Annotated in this window: 15 protein-coding genes; 7 read left to right on the forward strand and 8 right to left on the reverse strand. The window is 41.5% G+C overall.

Annotated elements, in window-relative coordinates:
* Window positions 1-97 precede the first annotated feature (97 nt).
* Both phnX and HWV00_RS02020 read left to right on the forward strand, forming a co-directional pair.
* Window positions 98-940 carry a phosphonoacetaldehyde hydrolase gene (gene phnX, locus HWV00_RS02015; protein ID WP_211684474.1) on the forward strand — a complete coding sequence of 281 codons (843 nt, stop codon included), beginning with the start codon at window positions 98-100 and terminating at the stop codon, window positions 938-940.
* On the forward strand, window positions 940-2,394 hold the full coding sequence (locus HWV00_RS02020) for an FAD-dependent oxidoreductase (protein ID WP_211684475.1): 1,455 nt from the start codon (window positions 940-942) through the stop codon (window positions 2,392-2,394). Before phnX ends, HWV00_RS02020 begins: the two co-directional genes overlap by 1 nt.
* Before the next feature lie 136 nt (window positions 2,395-2,530).
* On the opposite strand, the gene HWV00_RS21555 is transcribed toward HWV00_RS02020, so the two are convergent.
* The 5 genes from HWV00_RS21555 to acs all read right to left on the reverse strand — a co-directional run bounded on the left by HWV00_RS21555 (window position 2,531) and on the right by acs (window position 9,250).
* Window positions 2,531-4,183, reverse strand: coding sequence for a glycosyl hydrolase family 18 protein (locus HWV00_RS21555; protein ID WP_211684476.1), 1,653 nt, complete (start codon window positions 4,181-4,183; stop codon window positions 2,531-2,533).
* A gap of 448 nt (window positions 4,184-4,631) precedes the next feature.
* Window positions 4,632-5,990 (reverse strand): acetyl-CoA carboxylase biotin carboxylase subunit, encoded by a 1,359-nt coding sequence (gene accC / locus HWV00_RS02030; RefSeq protein ID WP_211684477.1) that lies wholly within the window; start codon window positions 5,988-5,990, stop codon window positions 4,632-4,634.
* Window positions 5,991-6,004: 14 nt separating this feature from the next.
* Entirely contained in the window at window positions 6,005-6,460 is a 456-nt protein-coding gene (gene accB, locus HWV00_RS02035) for an acetyl-CoA carboxylase biotin carboxyl carrier protein (protein WP_211684478.1), read from the reverse strand.
* 13 nt (window positions 6,461-6,473) lie between these two features.
* Window positions 6,474-6,932, reverse strand: a complete 459-nt coding sequence (gene aroQ, locus HWV00_RS02040; protein WP_211684479.1) for a type II 3-dehydroquinate dehydratase — start codon at window positions 6,930-6,932, stop codon at window positions 6,474-6,476.
* Window positions 6,933-7,303: 371 nt separating this feature from the next.
* The gene (gene acs, locus HWV00_RS02045; RefSeq protein WP_211684480.1) at window positions 7,304-9,250 is read right to left on the reverse strand and encodes an acetate--CoA ligase; all 1,947 of its coding nucleotides are present in this window, start codon (window positions 9,248-9,250) and stop codon (window positions 7,304-7,306) included.
* 297 nt (window positions 9,251-9,547) lie between these two features.
* Here acs and HWV00_RS02050 point away from each other — a divergent pair, with 297 nt between their 5' ends.
* Window positions 9,548-10,690 carry a 3-phenylpropionate MFS transporter gene (locus HWV00_RS02050; RefSeq protein WP_211684481.1) on the forward strand — a complete coding sequence of 381 codons (1,143 nt, stop codon included), beginning with the start codon at window positions 9,548-9,550 and terminating at the stop codon, window positions 10,688-10,690.
* 81 nt (window positions 10,691-10,771) lie between these two features.
* On the opposite strand, the gene HWV00_RS02055 is transcribed toward HWV00_RS02050, so the two are convergent.
* Window positions 10,772-11,221 (reverse strand): protein-disulfide reductase DsbD domain-containing protein, encoded by a 450-nt coding sequence (locus tag HWV00_RS02055; protein WP_211684482.1) that lies wholly within the window; start codon window positions 11,219-11,221, stop codon window positions 10,772-10,774.
* Between the two features lie 212 nt (window positions 11,222-11,433).
* On the opposite strand from HWV00_RS02055, the gene HWV00_RS02060 reads away from it, so the two are divergent.
* Window positions 11,434-11,958, forward strand: coding sequence for an FxsA family protein (locus HWV00_RS02060; RefSeq protein ID WP_211684483.1), 525 nt, complete (start codon window positions 11,434-11,436; stop codon window positions 11,956-11,958).
* Window positions 11,959-12,170: 212 nt separating this feature from the next.
* Window positions 12,171-12,971 (forward strand): uroporphyrinogen-III C-methyltransferase, encoded by an 801-nt coding sequence (cobA, locus tag HWV00_RS02065; protein WP_211684484.1) that lies wholly within the window; start codon window positions 12,171-12,173, stop codon window positions 12,969-12,971.
* 93 nt (window positions 12,972-13,064) lie between these two features.
* Here cobA and HWV00_RS02070 read toward each other — a convergent pair whose 3' ends face one another.
* Window positions 13,065-13,679 carry a TetR/AcrR family transcriptional regulator gene (locus HWV00_RS02070; protein WP_211684485.1) on the reverse strand — a complete coding sequence of 205 codons (615 nt, stop codon included), beginning with the start codon at window positions 13,677-13,679 and terminating at the stop codon, window positions 13,065-13,067.
* Window positions 13,680-13,869: 190 nt separating this feature from the next.
* Here HWV00_RS02070 and HWV00_RS02075 point away from each other — a divergent pair, with 190 nt between their 5' ends.
* Together HWV00_RS02075 and HWV00_RS02080 are read left to right on the forward strand one after the other, a co-directional pair.
* Window positions 13,870-15,066 (forward strand): efflux RND transporter periplasmic adaptor subunit, encoded by a 1,197-nt coding sequence (locus HWV00_RS02075; protein WP_211684486.1) that lies wholly within the window; start codon window positions 13,870-13,872, stop codon window positions 15,064-15,066.
* On the forward strand, window positions 15,063-18,155 hold the full coding sequence (locus HWV00_RS02080; RefSeq protein WP_211684487.1) for an efflux RND transporter permease subunit: 3,093 nt from the start codon (window positions 15,063-15,065) through the stop codon (window positions 18,153-18,155). The genes HWV00_RS02075 and HWV00_RS02080 overlap by 4 nt, the downstream gene beginning before the upstream one ends.
* Window positions 18,156-18,251: 96 nt before the next feature.
* On the opposite strand, the gene aspA is transcribed toward HWV00_RS02080, so the two are convergent.
* Window positions 18,252-19,703, reverse strand: coding sequence for an aspartate ammonia-lyase (gene aspA, locus HWV00_RS02085; protein ID WP_211684488.1), 1,452 nt, complete (start codon window positions 19,701-19,703; stop codon window positions 18,252-18,254).
* Between the last annotated feature and the right edge of the window lie 116 nt (window positions 19,704-19,819).

A 19,819-nucleotide genomic window follows, 5' to 3' on the forward strand; every position in this document is an offset into this window, starting at 1 on the left:
ATAAGTAAAAATTGAATTAAAAAATCGTAATCAAACAAATTGTTAATAACACATTCTTAACTCATTTTAATAACGAATTACTTTGGAAAACACTATTATGTCAAACATCGTACAAGATCAGTCAGTAAAACTTAATCATGTTCAGTCTGTTATTTTTGATTGGGCGGGTACTATCGTTGATTTCGGTTCATTTGCACCGACCACTATTTTTATTGCCGCATTTAAAGCGCAGTATGATTTTGATATCAGCTTAGCAGAAGCGCGTGTACCTATGGGCCTAGGTAAATGGGACCACATTAAAGCCGTATCTGAATTACCAGCTGTAGCAGCGCGTTGGCAGGCACAGTTTGGCACCGTTATTAGCAAGGCTGATATTGATGCGATTTACGAGACATTTATGCCGCTACAGATTGCGAAAGTAGGCGAGCACGCTGACCCAATTCCACATGCATTAGACGTTGTGAATGGGCTAAAGCAGCAAGGTGTTAAAATTGGTTCATGCTCAGGCTACCCACGCGTAGTGATGGACAAGTTAATCCCTGTTGCTGCAGAAAAAGGGTATGTGCCTGATTGTGTAGTGGCAACTGATGACTTACCTGCTGGTGGTCGCCCTGCACCTTACATGGTATTGAAAAACGTGATTGATATGGCTGTGACAGATGTTGGTGCTTGTATCAAGGTTGATGATTCAGTACCGGGTATTGAAGAGGGTCATAATGCCGGTATGTGGACTGTTGGTTTATTATTATCGGGGAATGAAGCAGGTCTTACACTCGAAGAATACCTTGCGGCAGACGAGGCAACATTACACCAAGCGCGTGAAAAAGCTCGTGATCGTTTCACACCGTTTAATGCCCATTACTTGATTGATACCATCGCAGACCTACCACAAGTAGTTGCGGACATTGATGCACGTTTAGCTGCTGGCGAACGTCCATAATGACTAAACAGCCTGAGTTTCAACCTTTTTGGTTCCAGCAAGCAATGGATTTAGAAGCGGACTACCGTAATAACGTACAACCACAAACGCTTACTGCTGATACCACCGCCGATGTGTGTATTGTCGGTGGTGGTTACACGGGGTTATGGACCGCGATCCAGCTAAAGCAGCAACAACCAAACCTTGATGTCGTGATCATAGAGAAAAGTCTCTGTGGTAGTGGGGCATCAGGACGTAATGGCGGTTGTATGCTGACATGGTCGACGAAGTACTTGTCGATGCAACGTCTATATGGTGAAGATCAGGCCGTTGAATTAGTGAAAGCATCAGAGCAAGCGGTGGATGAAATAGAAGCCTTCTGTTTAAAGTATAAAATCGATGCGGAATTACGTCGTGATGGCACTTTATTTACTGCAACGAATACTGCACAAGCAGGTGGTTTAGAAGCGACATTAGCCGCGTTAGATAAACATGAATTAAACAGTTGGCAGGCGTGGGAAGCAAAAAAAGTACAATTGCATGCAGGGTCTGAATTACATCAAGCTGGGCATTTCTCACCTGTCGCTGCAAGTGTGCAACCGGGTAAATTAGCCCGTGGTTTAAAGCGTGTAGCTGAGCACCTCGGTGTTCGTATTTATGAAAATACCCCAATGTTAGATATTCATGATCTATCAACGAGTCCTGCTAACAGTAATACCAAAGCGAAACATAATGTTGTAATAAAAACACCGCAGGGGAGTATTTATGCGACTAAATCTGTCATGGCGCTCAATGCGTGGATGTTAGAGCAATTCCCGCAGTTTAAAAATAAAATTGTAGTTGTATCGTCAGATATGGCGATCACCAAACCGATACCAGAAAAGCTAAAAAGCATGGGATTAACAGACGGTAAAACGGTGCTGGATTCACGTACGTTTGTGCATTATTACCGAACTACACCTGATGGTCGTTTGATGTTAGGTAAGGGGGGTAATCATTTCTCTTACGGTAACGCAGTCAGACCTCTATTCAATCAATCGACGCGCTATGGCAAGATACTACGGGAGTCGTTTGATAAGTTATTTCCAACGCTGGTGGATGAAGAGTTTGAAGTGACCTGGACTGGCCCTTCAGATCGTTCGGCGACGGGACTGCCATTTTTCGGTAAGATTGAAGATACAGGCAATATTTATTATGGTTTTGGCTATTCAGGCAGTGGCGTAGGCCAGACTTGGATTGGCGGTAAGATCTTATCATCGATGCTGCTAGGTCATAATGATAAATGGAGTCATAACGGTTTAACGACTGGACCTAAAGGCGGATTTCCACCTGAACCTGTGCGCTGGTTAGGCACTATGATGGTACGTAATGCTATTCGTCGCAAGGAACGCTGTGAAGATAATGAAACGACGCCTTTTTGGTTAGATAAGCAATTAGCTAAGTTTGCTAATGCGGCGGGTAAAGCGGATAAATAATTCGTTTATCATCTCGCTAGCTAGTCGTGAGAAAGCCAGTATTAACATTTTTTAATACTGGCTTTGTTTTGAAGGTAACAGTTTTTAAGTTAACTACCTTTAAGTCATCTGTTTTTAAAGTGTTTAACTATTTTTACTAACGCCAAACACCCCACTCGCCAGTGGTGCCCGGTTCTTCACCTTTTGTCCACCATTGTGCTGTCCATGTTGTACCATTATGAGTGACTATATCACCGCCGACATACGTACTATCTGCTTTCCAATCATTATCACTTACTGCATCGCTGACGACTGTCACGACACGCTTATCTGTTATGGTTTGTTGATTATCTTGGCCGTAGGTTAAGGTATAAATTAACTCATACTCACCAACAATACTGGTATCGACTTCTCCTGTTATAGAAATATTCGCAGTAAGGTCACCTTGTGTTGGATGGCTGGCGCTGACACCTTGCATCGGGTCAAACGGACTACCAATAACAATGGTGGTATCGCTGATCCCTGCAAAACTCGGTAAGACTTCATATACAGTTACTTTACGCACTTGATTCGCGGTTTCATCATCACTACTGACGCTATAGGTTAATAGATATTCACCCACTTGGTTTGTATTTACATTACCCGTGATCGTAATCGAATCTGTAATGTCGTTGCCTTGATAATTTTTCGCTGTCACGCCAACTAAAGGATCAAAGGCGTTATTCACTTCGATACGCGTATCGACAATACCCGCCAACGTTGGTGTCATGTCAGTCACTGGCGGTAATTGGTTATGAATGAAGTTACCGTAATCTGCAATGAATTGCTGATTGTAACTATTGTTTGCTGAATCTGTCCCCATATCCCAGTTTACTGACCAAGTCATGACGCCTCGTAGTGGTTGACCTTGGGCTTTTAAGCGGTCGAAAGCACGATATAAATCTTGCGGGTCTTTGACATATCCGGTGGCTGCGGCATCATTACTCGAAGGCAACCCGAACACCAGTTTGTCATGTGGGATCTTATGAAAATTACGTGTGCCATTAATCAAAGAATCGGCAATGTAGTAAATAAACTCTTCTTTTAATTCATCATTATTTTGTGCTATCCAGCCGACGCCATCAATCCAAATACCATCGCCACCTTGGTTGTAGAATTGCGGGTTAATAAAATCATAATAACCATCAAGTTCGGTGAGGTAGGGAGTATAAGCGCCATTAGCGGTTAAATAGGGGAACTCAGGTGCCATGGTGATCATAAAGTTTTCGCCCGTTTTGCGGTAATGATCTTTCACCATTCTTAATGCGGCGGGAATAACCGTTTGGTTTTGTTTTGCGGTGATCGCAGCTTGTTCTAGATCGATATCAAGGCCATCAAAACCATACAGATCGGTGAGGCGAATAATTTCTGTTGCTAGTGCATCTTCATCACCACTGAGTAATTCGATATGTGCATCAGCACCACCTAGCGCAAGCAGCACGCTACGACCCTGACTATTGAGTGTATTGATCTGTTCAATAAACTCAGCTTCACTCAGGCCTATTGTTGGGTCTAATTTAAATGTTGGAATACGACCTTCTGCAGTATCGTAAACTTTCATGAATGAAATATTGACCACATTGTACTGTGGGTTTACGGCTTCAAGCTCAACACAGGGGGCATTACCTCCTTGATAACCTCGGCCATCACACCAGTTATGCCAGTAACCGACAACGACGTTATTGTCCTGCGATGTGATTGTTCCTGCTATACCCGCGGTAGAAAATAAACCTGTAAAAATAGCCGCTGAAAGTATCGATTTAAGCTTCATAATTATTCCCTCAATTAAGGTGTGACAAAATGATATGTCCTATCCCATTGTTAACATTGCGATTAAACTATAATAAAATTTATAGTTATTAGGAGGTACTTGTACAGAGTACGTTTTTTTTCAAAGTAAAAAAAAATGCCTATAGATAAAATTATCTGCAGGATCAAGATAAATGGTCTAAGTGACAGAGTTTGAAATAAACAGTGCTTATAAGTGACTGTTTAAAATGATTTATTGATGGTTTTTATTTGTAAATTTGACGGAGCTAAGTCATCGGGGGTTAATTCTGTATGGATAATGCCGCGAGTCAGAATTATGCTGTCAGAGGTAATACCAGAGAATTATCATTGAGGAATAAAAGGATCAGGATAATAAAAAATGTAAGGTAATAAAAAAGCCCAAGACGAATGAATCGCTTGGGCTTTTTTAGTATTAAATCAAATGAAAACTATTTTTTGCTTTGTGCTTTCAAATCTAATTTCTTCTCTAAATAGTGGATGTTAGTGCCACCATTTTGGAAGTTTTCATCTTTTAAAATTTCAAGATGTAGTGGGATATTAGTCTTGATACCATCAATCACCATCTCGCTTAATGCATTACGCATTCTTGAGATTGCTACATCACGATTTTCACCGTAAGTGATTAACTTACCGATCATTGAATCGTAGTGCGGTGGTACTTTATAACCCGCATAAACATGCGATTCCCAACGTACGCCATAACCGCCAGCGGCATGGAAACGTTTGATTAGACCCGGACTTGGAATAAATGACTCTGGATCTTCAGCGTTAATACGACATTCAATTGAATGACCTGTTAAACGCACTTCATCTTGAGATACAGTTAATGGCATACCAGCAGCAACACGTAGTTGTGCTTTGATTAAATCAATGCCAGTTACCATTTCTGTGATGGTGTGTTCAACTTGAATACGGGTATTCATTTCGATGAAATAGAATTCGCCATTTTCATAAAGGAATTCGAATGTACCTGCGCCGCGATAGTTGATATCAACACACGCACGACTACAACGTTCACCAATGTGACGACGTAGATCAGCGGTAATACCCGGTGCTGGTGCTTCTTCAACTACTTTTTGATGACGACGTTGTAGTGAACAGTCACGCTCGCCAAGGTGGATTGCGTTGCCTTGACCATCAGCCAATACTTGAACTTCGATGTGACGTGGGTTTTCTAGGAATTTCTCCATGTAAACCATGTCATTACCAAAGAATGAACCAGCTTCGTTACGTGTTAGCGCAATCGCGTCAAGTAGGTCTGCTTCTTCATGAACCACACGCATACCACGACCACCACCGCCACCGGCAGCTTTAATAATGATCGGGTAACCGATGCGCTTCGCAATTTTCTTATTACGTTGTGCGTCAGTATCAAGTGGACCATCAGAACCCGGAACACAAGGTACACCGGCTTTTTTCATTGCTGCAATCGCAGAAACTTTATCGCCCATTAGACGGATAGTTTCAGCTTTAGGACCGATGAAAATAAAGCCTGAGTGTTCAACTTGTTCAGCAAAGTCAGCGTTTTCAGCTAAGAAACCGTAACCCGGGTGAACAGCAACTGCGCCCGTGATTTCAGCTGCGCTTAAAATAGCAGGAACATTTAAGTAACTGTCTACAGACGGTGCTTTACCAATACAAACGGTTTCGTCAGCAAGTAATACGTGCTTTAGTTCGCGATCAGCTGTTGAGTGTACTGCAACTGTCTTAATGCCTAATTCTTTACAAGCACGAAGAATACGTAATGCGATTTCGCCGCGATTGGCGATAACTACTTTATCCAACATTGGAAACTCCGTGTTTATTCAATGATGAAAAGTGGTTCATCAAACTCAATAGCTTGACCATCTGTTGCTAGAATAGCTTTAACTACGCCAGCTTTATCTGATTCGATTTGGTTCATCATTTTCATTGCTTCTAAGATACATAGCGTATCGCCAACACTTACTGTTTGGCCAATCGTTACGAAAGGAGCTGCACCTGGAGAGGCTGCATTATAGAAAGTACCAACCATTGGAGAAAGAACCTTATGGCCCGCTGATTCAGCCGGAGCCGCTGCTTCAACTGGCGCTGCAGGTGCTGCTGCGATAGGCGCTGCTGGAGCAACAGGCGCAGTTGCGTATTGTACTTGTGCTGGCGCGGCAGTGCTGCTAAAGCGATTGATTCGTACCGATTCTTCACCTTCAGAAATTTCTAATTCTGCAATGCCAGATTCTTCAACAAGTTCAATCAGTTTCTTAATTTTACGGATATCCATAATGATCTCTTTATTATTTATTGGTGGTTTGCTTGAGCTGTTTGACAGCTGAAAGCAGCGCAAATTCATAACCATCAGCACCTAGTCCACAAATGACGCCTTTAGCGATATCTGATAAATAAGAATGATGACGAAATTGTTCTCTTGCGTGCACATTAGAGAGATGTACTTCGATAAAAGGGATTGAAACCCCTAACAATGCATCTCGAATTGCAACGCTGGTATGCGTGTATGCGGCTGGGTTGATAATGATAAAATCAGTATTACCCATTGCGGCATGAATATGGTTAATCAGCTCGTGTTCTGCATTTGATTGTTCATGGCAGAGTTCAACATCGTGCTGATTTGCAACATTGGTTAAATGTTCTACAATGTCACTAAGTGTTTGATAGCCATAAGTCTCAGGTTCTCTTTTACCTAAAAGGTTTAGATTCGGTCCGTTGAGTAACAATATTTTTAGATTGTTCGACATATTGCTTCCATTGTCTGGTAAATTGAGGCTAACTTCGCTGAAGTTGTTGGCTTTGCTAGCTTTTCTGAAAACTTCAATCATAAAGTAATATAAAGTATGATTGTTGCTAATTCACTACACACTATATGATTTTCGAAGAATATAACAGCATTTAACTGGTCTTATCTGATATTTTATTAAAGTTTACACTCTAAGTAAAACCTAGCGCACACTGCTTATTTGAGGGTGTTATGCATTGATGGATGTGTGGGATATCGGGAAGTTGAGTGACGGTCAGAAATAAAAAGTCGGTGTAACTAAGGCGAGAGTTACACCGATAAAAGGATAATGAAGCGAAAGTGAGAGAGTAAACCTCACTATCGCATACTCGTTTACGCTTCTTGCTTCTCCGCAATTAAGGTATCAACAACACTTGGGTCTGCTAGCGTTGAAGTATCCCCTAAAGAATCCGTTTCGTTGGTAGCTACTTTACGCAAGATACGACGCATGATTTTACCTGAGCGTGTTTTTGGCAATGCCTGTGTCCAATGTAAAGTATCCGGTGTTGCTATCGCACCAATTTCACTGCGCACCCATTGTTTCACTTCAGCTAATAAAGCATCATCGGCTTGTTCACCGGCATTCAATGTGACGTATGCATAAATGCCTTGGCCTTTAATATCATGGGGCACACCGACTACAGCCGCTTCGGCAATTTTACTGTGTGCAACTAATGCGCTTTCAATTTCCGCGGTACCCATTCGGTGGCCTGAAACATTCAAGACGTCATCGACACGACCTGTGATCCAGTAATAGCCATCGGCATCGCGTTTTGCACCATCGCCCGTGCAGTACATATTCGGGAAGGTAGAGAAGTACGCTTCTTCAAAACGGCTTTCATCACCATAAATACCGCGCATTTGTCCCGGCCACGAATCGAGAATAACTAAGTTACCGGCATTTTCCCCTTCGAGTAATTTACCTTCATTATCAACTAGTGCAGGAGATATACCAAAAAATGGGCGTGTCGCTGAACCGGGTTTCAATGTCGTTGCACCGGGCAGTGGGGTAATTAAAATACCGCCTGTTTCTGTTTGCCACCATGTATCCACAATTGGTGTTGATGAATTACCGATCGTATCGTAATACCATTGCCATGCTTCAGGGTTAATTGGTTCACCTACAGATCCCATTAAGCGTAACGATGTACGTTTTGTACCTGTGATTGCATCATCACCTTTTGCCATCAGTGCACGGATTGCTGTGGGTGCTGTATAAAGCGTTGTTACTTGATGTTTATCTACCACCTGACTCATACGAGCGGTATCAGGGTAGTTTGGCACACCTTCAAATAATATCGTGGTCGCGGCATTCGCCATTGGTCCATATACTAAATAACTATGGCCTGTGATCCAACCGACATCTGCGGTACACCAGAACACGTCGTTGTCTTGATGATCAAATACGTACTTAAAGGTCATTGTGGCATAAACAAGGTAACCACCAGTGGTATGTAATACACCTTTCGGTTTGCCTGTTGAACCTGACGTATAAAGAATAAAGAGGGGATCTTCTGCGTTCATTGCTTCTGGTGCACATTCACTTGGTTGGTCTTTAACTACATCGTGCCACCAAAGGTCGCGATTTTCATGCCAAGCGATATCGGCATTAGTACGGGCGAAAACAATGACATTTTCAACCGTCGTTACTTGTGGTTTTGCTAATGCGTTATCAACACAATCTTTTAAGCGAGTGATACGCCCTGCACGGACTCCTTCATCCGCAGTGATTACTAACTTAGCGCCGCAATTATCAATACGGTCAGCGAGCGCTTCGGCAGAAAAACCAGCAAATACAATCGTATGTACAGCACCAATACGTGTACACGCTAACATCGCAATTGCGGCTTCTGGCACCATTGGCATATATAAACACACTACGTCGCCTTTTCTAATACCTTGGGCTTTGAGTGCATTGGCAAATTGACAGACTTTTTCATAGACTTCTTGATATGTGAGCTTTGCAGAATCTGCTGGGTTATCGCCTTCCCAAATAATCGCTGTTTTGTTGGCATTATCTTTTAAGTGACGATCAAGGCAGTTGGCTGAAACATTGAGTTTGCCGTCTTGGAACCATTTAATGTCGACACAACCGGGTTGAAAACTGGTACTTTTAACTTGGCTATAAGGTTTGATCCAATCAACGATTTGTCCTTGTTCACGCCAAAATGCTTCCGGATCGGTAATTGAATGCTTGTACATTGCTTGATAAGCACTGTCATTTAATAAACTGTTTTGCGCAAATTCAGCTGGTACCGGATATAGTTTAGTGTCGCTCATTGTTCTTCCTTAATAGTATTTAATTCCTTGCCCACATCTGGATGTAATCATGTTTTATTGTTATTTATGTTTACATCTGCTGTGAATAAAAATGACATGGCGGCTAATATCTAGCAATACGACTTTAGTATTAGCACTTGGTTTTTGTGATAGTTTGGCTTACCAAGCTAGTTTATGATTTAAAAAGTGCTACTCCACGCAGCTTTTTATTTTTTATTATTAATGCTTTTTCAGCTGCAAAAGCGCAAAATGGCATCCTTGTATATAGTTGAAATAACTGACAATTAGAGGGTTAACATGTTGTATTCACTGCCGTCGTCCTTATGGATGGTGTTATATTACCTTGGGTTCTTCGGCGTCTACGGTGTTCTGCTACCGTTTTGGGCATTGTGGTTAAAAGGCGAGGGTACATCGACAGAAATGATCGGTACTATGCTGGCTTTTGCGTTGATCGCTCGTTCTGCTGGTGCGCTATTACTCACTCGAAACCTGACTACAACAGCCTCTTTATTGCAGGCGATGCGGCGGCTAACACTTATTAGCATAGTTACCTTTGCGGGTTTTTACCTGAGTGATAATGTCTACGTTGTTTTTTTACTCGTGATCATCACTAACTTTGTTTTCTCACCGTTAATGGCATTAGGTGAAGCAATGGCTGCGAAACTCGTCCGTTATAATAATATGGATTACGGTAAGACGCGGTTATGGGGCTCGATAGGATTCATGCTTGCAAGTGCATTGACTGGATTGTTGGTTGAATCTTTTGATCATAAAGTGATTCTGTTATCGATTATTATTGGCTTAGCTGGACTGTTGTTATTGACGGTGACGCCTGCGCGTAACATGCCAGAAGATGCATTGACGACGAGTAAAAAAAGTAGCAGTTTTATGACGATTCTAAGTCGCCCTAGTTTTTGGCCATTTTTGTTGATTACGGCATTACTGCAAGGTGCACATGCTGCTTATTATGGTTTTGGTGCCGTATATTGGCAGGATATTGGCATTAGCGAAACTTACATTGGTTATTTTTGGAGTGTCGGTGTTGTTGGTGAAATATTTTTCTTAGCTGTTGGCCGTCGATTGTTTGCTAATACGAGTTTGGCGATGATGTTTGTTATCGCAACCTTGGGGAGTGTTGTTCGTTGGTTAACGCTGAGTTATGCGGTGGATGTTTCTGTGATCATGTTATCGCAATTACTGCATGGTGTGACGTTTGGTATCGCACATTTAGCGGCAATGCGTTATATATCTGAGACTGTGGCAGATGAAGACACCATGACGGTGCAAGCTATCTATGCAGCCATTCCATTTAGCTTAGCAATTGCGTTGCTGACTTTTGTGTCGGGATTATTCTATCCTGAACTAAAAGAGAATATTTTTATTTTTATGGCGATTGCAGTGTTGCCGGTATTAGTTTTAGTACGCAGTAAACACATTTAACGCACGCTAAATAAGTGCCGGTTCTGTAGCTGCTGTGACTGCTACAGAACCGGAACTGCCAGAACCGTTATGCGTATCGCATTATTGAGTGATAAATGTTTTGGTCATTGGCGGGTAACATAACCCAGCAACGGCACAACCTTGATAATGAACTGTCACTTTACTACCTGGCGCTAAATCAGCAACGGGCACTGATAGCATCAATTCGTACTCAAAAATTTCGACATCGCCAAAATATTCATCGTGATAATCTTTACCTGCCGGTAAGCCTTTAATCGTCTGTTCTTCACCATCAATAGTGACACGCAGCTTATTTTTATATAAATAATAGCCATCGGTAATTTGCCAAAAGACGTTCAGATTGTCACCCTGTTGCAGTTGAGAAAAAACAAATGCCTCTTCACCTAGCAGAAACGCAGGTGCAGCCTGTTGTTTATTCGTAAATAAGCTAAAATTATTGTTAGCATACACAGGTATTGCGCTTTGTATAACAAGGTTACTTGCTAATAATAGGACTAGTTTTACTTTCATTTTTTCCAACTTTATTAAGTTTTAGTTGTCTTAGTTATTGTGTCAGCTACCTAGAATTATGGACTATCTGCTGGGCTAGAACTTGAAAAATGGGCTAATGCCCCTTATGTTACTTTATATTATGATCATTTTATGCTGATTTTTAGATAACTTAGCAACCACTATAAGTTGGGCTAAGTTATTTACCATAACTATATTTTTGAGAGGTTAATGTGTTAGGTCGTTTATTTTTCCTGTTTACTACGATGACATTAATTGAAGTGTATGTGCTGATGTCGATAGGTTCGTTATTAGGTGCAGAACTGACGATTGGTATTATTATTTTAACTGCGTTTACGGGTTCGTACTTGGTACGTAATCAAGGTCTGCAAACGGTGCAAAAATTACAAGCGCGCTTGGCCGCTGGTGAAGCACCTGGGCAAGAAATTGTAGAAGGCATTATGCTACTTGTATGTGGTGTATTACTTGTAACCCCTGGTTTTGTTACTGATGCTTTAGGTTTGTTAGTGTTAACACCACAAATTCGTGGCCGTTTGGCTAAAGCACTGCTTGACCAATATAAAGATCGTATTATTCCGCAATCAACGTTTACTGCTGGTGCGCAAGGTTTCCAGTATTCGTCACAATCTTCATCACCATTCCAACAACAACCTGGCTCAACGAATACAGCCAAAAATGACGGTGTGATTGAAGGTGATTTTGTTGAAGTTGATAGCGATGACAAAAAGCTTAATTAATAATCGATAGACAAGTTAATGACAAAAGGCGCGGTCGTAAGATCGCGCCTTTTTTGATCTTGATTCGCTTGGTATAACTTATACTACTCCGCTATTGGTAAGCACACTATAGGTATGGTATTTATTAGCTATTGGAAATACGCAGTGATGATGAAGTGACTGTGCATAGTTGCTAGCCACGATAAGGCTGGCGTAGTAGCTAAGGATATAAAATGATAGCACAAGGGTTACCAGTAACTGAGCACGAACAACACGTTGCTCGCAATACAGGGAAGGTTATTTTGGTCGGTTCTGGACCAGGTGATCCGGATTTATTAACAGTCAAAGCATTACGTTTATTGCAACAAGCGGAAGTCGTTGTACATGACCGTTTAGTATCGGATGAAATTATTGCGTTAATTAACCCGCAAGCGGAATGTTTTTTTGTGGGTAAAAAAGCGGGCCACCACTGTGTCCCACAAAGCGGTATTAACCAATTGCTGGTGGATCTTGCTTTACAAGGCAAGCAAGTGATCCGTCTTAAAGGCGGTGATCCTTTTATTTTTGGTCGTGGTGGTGAAGAGCTTGAAGCATTATTACCTTTTAACATAGCTTTTGAAGTTGTACCGGGTATTACAGCTGCGTCTGGCTGTGCAGCATACGCTGGGATCCCGTTGACACATCGCGATTATACGCAAGGTGTACAATTTATTACTGGGCATTTAAAAGATGATGCTAACCAACTGAATTGGCCTTTATTAGGTCAAGCGACACATACGTTGGTGTTTTATATGGGACTCACACAAAGCAGCGGTATTGCGCTTAATTTAATTGAGCACGGCATGAGTGCAGATATGCCTATTGCGATTGTTGAGCGTGGTACGAGCCAGCGACAACGGACGTTACAAGGATCACTAAAAGATCTGGGAGATCTTGCTGCTCAAGCAGAAAGTCCATCGCTGATTATTATTGGTGGTGTAACTCAATTAGCAAGTAAACTCGATTGGTTTAGTGCAACGCTTAGCGATGTATAACTAACTCTATTTGATAGTAATAAGCAGGCTATGTGAACACTGGGGTTATAACTCTTTTATTCACATAGTCTCGCCATTATTAGAGGTTATGTATTAACTTAATGTTTGATAACCACGTATAAATAAGCGCACAGAGCTTTGCAAGTAGTGCTTAATCTCTTCTTCTGATAACGATTCACCAATATTGAATTCAAGCCTTATCCACTGCTCACCTTTGATTATTGCTAATAGCTGTATTGCTGCTTGGCGGCAGTCTTCAATATCTAACTCGCCACGACGATGATATTCAGCTAAACAAGCGGCTAGTTTATCAGTGACAAATACTGGGCCGGCCTCAAAAAATAAACGTGATAAATGTGGATGAGCAAGACATTCAGATGCACATATCCGGTGTACAGCCATAGAGTCTGGTGATGTGATCATGGTAAAAAACCGTTGTGCGAATAACGTCAACGTTGATTCAACAGGCCCTAAATTCTCAGGTAGCAGTTCTGCTATTCCGGACAATTCGCATTTATAAGTGATCGAAGTAATAAACAGCTCATCTTTATTGCCGAAATGGCTATAGACAGTCTGCTTTGATACACCAGCTAACTTTGCAATATGTTCCATACTTGTGGCGGCGTAGCCATGCTGGGTAAATCGTAATGTTGCCGCATCAAGTATCTGATTTCGCTTTAATTCACTTTTTGTTCTTGGTTTGCTCATCTCTCTACACCGCTAATAATTGACGACATATTATCGCATTAAATATTACATAAGCGTTAATTAATATAAAAAATGGACTGTACCGTCTAGTCTATTTTTGTTACTGTTAAAACTAGACTGAGGAGTCTAGTTTGTCAAGTGCTGAAATAAAGCACTGCGTTGAGTAGAGTGTAAATAAAGGATAATGATTATGTTTAGAAAGAGTTACCGCTCTATGTTGAATGAAAATACAGCAAAGTGGTTAAGTATATTGCTAATTCCGCTTGCACTGCAAGCTTGTAGTGATGTTGTTGCTAATGAAGCGCAGGTGGCGTCACAGTATTTAAAAGCAAGCAGTGAACAGCTTGTTCCACAGGATGCTTATCAAATCGAAAATAAATTTGTTGGTAAGGTGATTGCGAAGCAAGATGCAAATGTCGGTTTTGAATTTTCAGGCATCATTAAAACGCTGCATGTGATTGAAGGTCAGCAGGTAACGAAAGGGCAATTACTGGCAGAACTCGATACGAAGTTATTATTAATAGAGCGTACTAAGTTAGAAGCACAACTGCAGCAAGCGGAAGCTGAGTTCGATTTGATTAAAGCAAATCTAAAGCGATTAACTTCGTTAATTTCACGCGGGTTTACTTCTGAGCAAAATATTGATGAGTTGTCGTCGCAAAAGCGAGTTATTGCCGCGAAGATCCGCAGTACGTTATCTGCATTGGATGCAAGTCAGTATCATATTGATAAGTCGAAACTGTTAGCGCCATTTGATGGTATTGTTAGCAGCCGTCAAATTGCAGAAGGCGAAGTGGTTGCTGCTGGTTCTGCGGCATTTAGATTATTACAAACAGGCGCGTCCGAAATCACGGTCGGTGTGCCAGCAAGCTTTATTCCACAACTTCAAGGTAAAGAGCATCAGGTCGAGATTGCTGGTGTTAATTATCCTGCCCGTTTACTTAGTATGGGTAACGAAGTGGATAAGGTGACTCGAACGATAAGTTTGCGCTTCACATTGATGAATAACAGTCCAGTTTATAATGGCCAGTTAGCCTACCTTACGTTATCTCAAACATACCAAGAACCGGGTTATTGGATCCCATTAAGTGCCATTACTGATGGCGTGCGCGGTATGTGGAACATTTATACCTTAGAGCACGACAGACTACAGCAAGATCTTGATGATCATTCATCAGATGAAGTTTTTCAGTTAAAAAGCACTATTGTCACGATATTACATGCCACAGAAACAACGGCTTATGTACAAGGTGACCTGAAGAATAATCAGGCCTATGTTAACACCGGTATTCATCGTTTTGTGCCGGGGCAAAAAGTGAGAGTTAATCATCAGCAAGCGTTTGCTAATAAAGCGTCACATTCTGCAATTTCGGAGAATGAAATATGATTAAGGCGTTTACGGAAAATAATCGTCTAATGGCTCTGTTGATCACTTTATTAATCGTCGCTGGATTAGGTTCATTATCAACACTACCACGTACGGAGGATCCTAGGATCACAAACCGTAATGCAAGTGTGTTGACCATGCTACCTGGCGCGAGTGCTGAGCGTGTTGAAGCTCTAGTAACTGAAAAGATTGAACAAAAGTTACGTAAACTCGCTGATATTAAACATATTACGTCGACATCACGAGCTGGGATCTCAATCGTACAGCTAGAATTACACGATACTAATTATGATCCTGTGCCAGTATGGTCTCGCGTTCGAGATCTGCTTAATGATGTAACTGGTGAGTTGCCGCCAGCAGCAACTTCACCACGTTTAGAGGACGATAGGGGTTATGCTTATACGCAATTAATTGCCGTGAAATGGCAAGGTGATAGCGCTGTAGATTTGACTACATTAGGTCGTTACGGTAAAGAATTGCAGAATCAGTTAAAGGTAATTTCGGGTACTGATATTGTCAGTTTGTTTGGTCGTGGCGAAGAGCAAATATTGGTCGAGATAGATAAACATTTGGCGGCAAATTTGTCGTTATCAACACAAACCATTTCGAATATAATTTTAGCTGCTGACGCCAAAGTGTCTGCCGGTAATATTGTAAATGATTACAATCAAATGCAGATTGAAGTTGCTGGATCGTTTGATTCAGTTGATAGGATCCGTAAGATCCCTCTGCTTAATGACAGTAAAGGCGCAGTGGTTCGACTGGGTGATATTGCCAATGTCAGTAAAAAATTACAATGGCCACCTCAAGAGGTTGCGTTAGTTGATGGTCAATATGCTGTCGTCGTATCGACTCGTATGTTACCTAATTTACGGATTGATAAATGGAGTGCAAAAGTTGATGAAGTAGTCGCTGGATTTACGCTGAGCTTGCCAACGTCATTTACGACCGAAGTGCTTTTTGATCAATCCACATATACAGAAGATAGACTGCAAGATCTCGTCGATAACATCCTTATTGGCTTCTCAATAATTGCTGCTGTATTACTGGTGTCATTAGGGTGGCGCGCAGCTTTAATTGTCACGTTATCTTTGCCTTTAACAGTGTTATTTACGCTAACAGTTATGAACTACTATGGCCTGCCGATTCATCAAATGTCGGTAACTGGTTTAGTTGTAGCGCTCGGTATTATGGTCGATAACGCGATTGTGATGGCTGATACGATTCAAAAGCGTCGTCAACAGGGAGTGGCTGCTAGTGCTGCGGTACAAGGTGCTATTAAGCACTTATGGTTACCTTTACTTGGTTCTACACTCACGACAATATTGGCTTTTATGCCAATTGTGATGATGCCCGGGCCTAGCGGTGAGTTTGTCGGTGGTATTGCACTGAGTGTGATTTTTGCCTTAATCGGATCGTATATCGTTTCGCATACTATCGTTGCTGGTTTATCTGGTCGTTTTATTGCTAGTCGTGGGCAAAACGGCGAGACACGGACTTCTACTTGGTATAATGATGGTATTGAGTTAAATGGTTTAGCGCAGGCTTTTCGCAAGTCGTTGGTCTTGGTACTCGAGAAACCTAAACTTAGCATTGCTTTGGTATTTATCTTACCTTTGAGTGGTTTTATGTTGGCTAAACATTTGGATGAACAGTTTTTTCCAGCGTCGGATCGCGACATGTTCCACATTGAATTATTTATGCCAGTACAAACCAGTATTATCGCTACTGAAGCAATGACCAAAACTATTAGTGCGTTATTGGCTGAGCAACAAGGTATCAGTAAAGTTCGCTGGTTTATTGGTAACAATGCCCCATCTTTTTATTATAACTTGATGCCGAATAAAGATGGTGCGCAGTATTATGCCCAAGCGATGATTACTGGTGATAGTTTCCAACGTGTTAATGAACTGATTCCTGCATTACAAATATTGCTCGATGATGCGATCCCTGAAGCGCAAATATTAGTGCGTAAGCTAGAGCAAGGCCCTCCGTTTAGAGCGCCTATTGAATTGCGTTTGTTTGGCCCTAATTTAGATACCTTGAAAGCTCTTGCCGATGAAGCAAGACAGATCTTAATTGGTACCAAAAATGTGATCCATACGCGTGCAACAATCCAACCTGGATTACCAAAAGTATGGTTAAAAATTAATGAAGATGTCAGTCAGTTAGCTGGTTTGACATTGACTGATGTGGCGACACAATTACAGTCAACATTACATGGTACGGTAAATGGTTCTATTATCGAAGCGACGGAGTCTATTCCAGTTCGTGTACGTATTGCTAATGATCAGCGCAGTAGCTTGTCTGATCTCGCTAACATTAGTCTTAGCTCTCCACAATCACATAGTAGTATCCCACTTGTTGCACTCACGGAGCTGGCATTAGCGCCGAGCCGAGGTGCTATTCCACATCGAAATGGTGTTCGGGTTAATACCGTCGAAGGTTACTTAGTCGCGGGGACGCTACCGTCGACTGTACTTAGTGAATTTTCAGCACGTTTAGCCAGTGAAAATTTTGTATTACCACCGGGTTATAGCATGGAATTTGGTGGTGAATCCGCTAAACGAAATGATGCTGTTGGTAATCTGTTAGCCAGCGTTGGTGTGATCATGATGTTGCTCATTATTATCGTCGTACTGTCATTTAATTCATTCCGTTTGGGTGGCGTGATTGTGTTGTCAGCTATTCAATCTGTTGGTTTAGGTTTACTCAGTGTATACGTGTTTAATTATCCGTTTGGCTTTACTGTGATTATTGGTTTGCTAGGTTTGATGGGATTAGCGATTAATGCCGCGATTGTTATTTTGGCGGAATTAAAATCAGATCCTAAAGCCGTCGCAGGGGATTCAGAGGCAATTATTAATGCCATTACCAGTTGTACTCGCCATATTTCGTCAACGACGATCACGACAGTGGGTGGCTTCCTGCCGTTAATCTTAGCGGGTGGTGGTTTCTGGCCTCCATTTGCCATTGCAATTGCGGGTGGTACGGTATTAACGACATTATTATCGTTTTACTTTGTGCCTGCGATGTTTGTATTAATGAGTCGACGAAGAGCATTTGAGGTAACAGAGGTCGCCGCTTAATCATCGACGACTGATATAAAAAATCCCCGTGGTTGTTAGCGCAACCATGGGGATTTTTATTTAATCAGTATTATTTATCTTATTGGAGGGCATTAATTAAACTGCTTTAGCGAAGCGCTGCGCAGTATATTTTGGATTCATTAAGTTTTCGATAGAGAATATTTCATCTAATTCAGTTTCAGATAATAAACCACGCTCTAGTACTACTTCACGCACACTCTTACCTGTTTCAGCACAAATTCGGCCGATAGTATCGCCTTCATGATGACCAATGAATGGGTTTAAGTAAGTGATGATACCAATTGAGTTTAATACGAAGTCTTGGCATACCTTACGGTTAGCTGTGATACCTTTGATACACTTATCTTGCAGTGCGAAACACGCATTTTCTAATAAGGCGAGTGATTCAAACAAGCTTTGACCAATCACTGGTTCCATTACGTTTAACTGTAATTGGCCTGCTTCAGCAGCCATGGTGATAGTTAAGTCGTTACCGCATACTTTAAAGGCCACTTGGTTAACCACTTCTGGAATAACTGGGTTTACTTTTGCAGGCATAATTGATGAACCAGCTTGCATTTCTGGTAGGTTAATTTCATTTAAACCTGTGCGTGGACCAGAAGAAAGTAAACGTAGATCATTACAAATCTTCGATAGTTTCACTGCGAAACGTTTTAATGCACTTGATAGCATTACGTAAGCACCACAGTCTGATGTTGCTTCAACTAAATCTTCTGCAGGTACAAACGGGTGACCGGTAATTTCAGCAAGTTTAGCAATCGCTAATTCAGAATAGCCTGTCGGTGTGTTTAAACCTGTACCAATAGCTGTCGCACCTAAGTTAATTTCAAGCAGTAATTCTTGGCAGCGTTTAATGCTTTTGATTTCTTCTCGTAGAGTAATACCAAATGCTCGGAATTCTTGACCTAATGTCATCGGTACCGCGTCTTGTAATTGGGTACGGCCCATTTTTAATACATCATTAAACTCTTCTGCTTTCGTTAAGAAGGTTTCGCTTAATGAGGTTAGCGCAACTAATACAGCGTTACTGCGTTCAAATAAAGCAACGCGAAAACCTGTAGGGTAAGCATCGTTGGTACTTTGACTTTTATTGACGTGATCATTTGGGTTGATGTGGCTATAAGCGCCTTTAGTGTGGCCCATTTGCTCTAGTGCGATATTTGCTAATACTTCATTGGTATTCATATTTACCGATGTACCCGCTCCACCTTGGAACGCATCAATTGGGAATTGATTATAGAAGTGATCGTTAGCAAGTAGAATGTCACATGCATTAACGATTGCATCACTAATGTCTGCTGGGATAGTGCCCAAAATACCATTGGCTAATGCCGCCGCTTTCTTCGTTTTAACCATACCGCGTACAAATTCAGGACAGTCACCGATTTTCTCATTACTAATATGGAAATTTTCCATTGCTCTTAATGTGTGAATACCATAATACGCTTGCGCTGGTATTTTTTTCACACCTAGTAAATCAGTTTCTAAACGGGTTTCTTGAGTAAAATCGGTTGCTAATACAGTCATTAGTACACTCTGCTATTTGATCTAAACGTAGGGAGAATTTCAAAATTTATGAGCGGATAATACGTTGTATGTTTGTGAAGAAAATGGGCTTAGATCACCTTTTTCAACAAAGTTTT

Source organism: Moritella sp. 24 (assembly GCF_018219155.1).
Classification (GTDB): Bacteria; Pseudomonadota; Gammaproteobacteria; order Enterobacterales; family Moritellaceae; genus Moritella.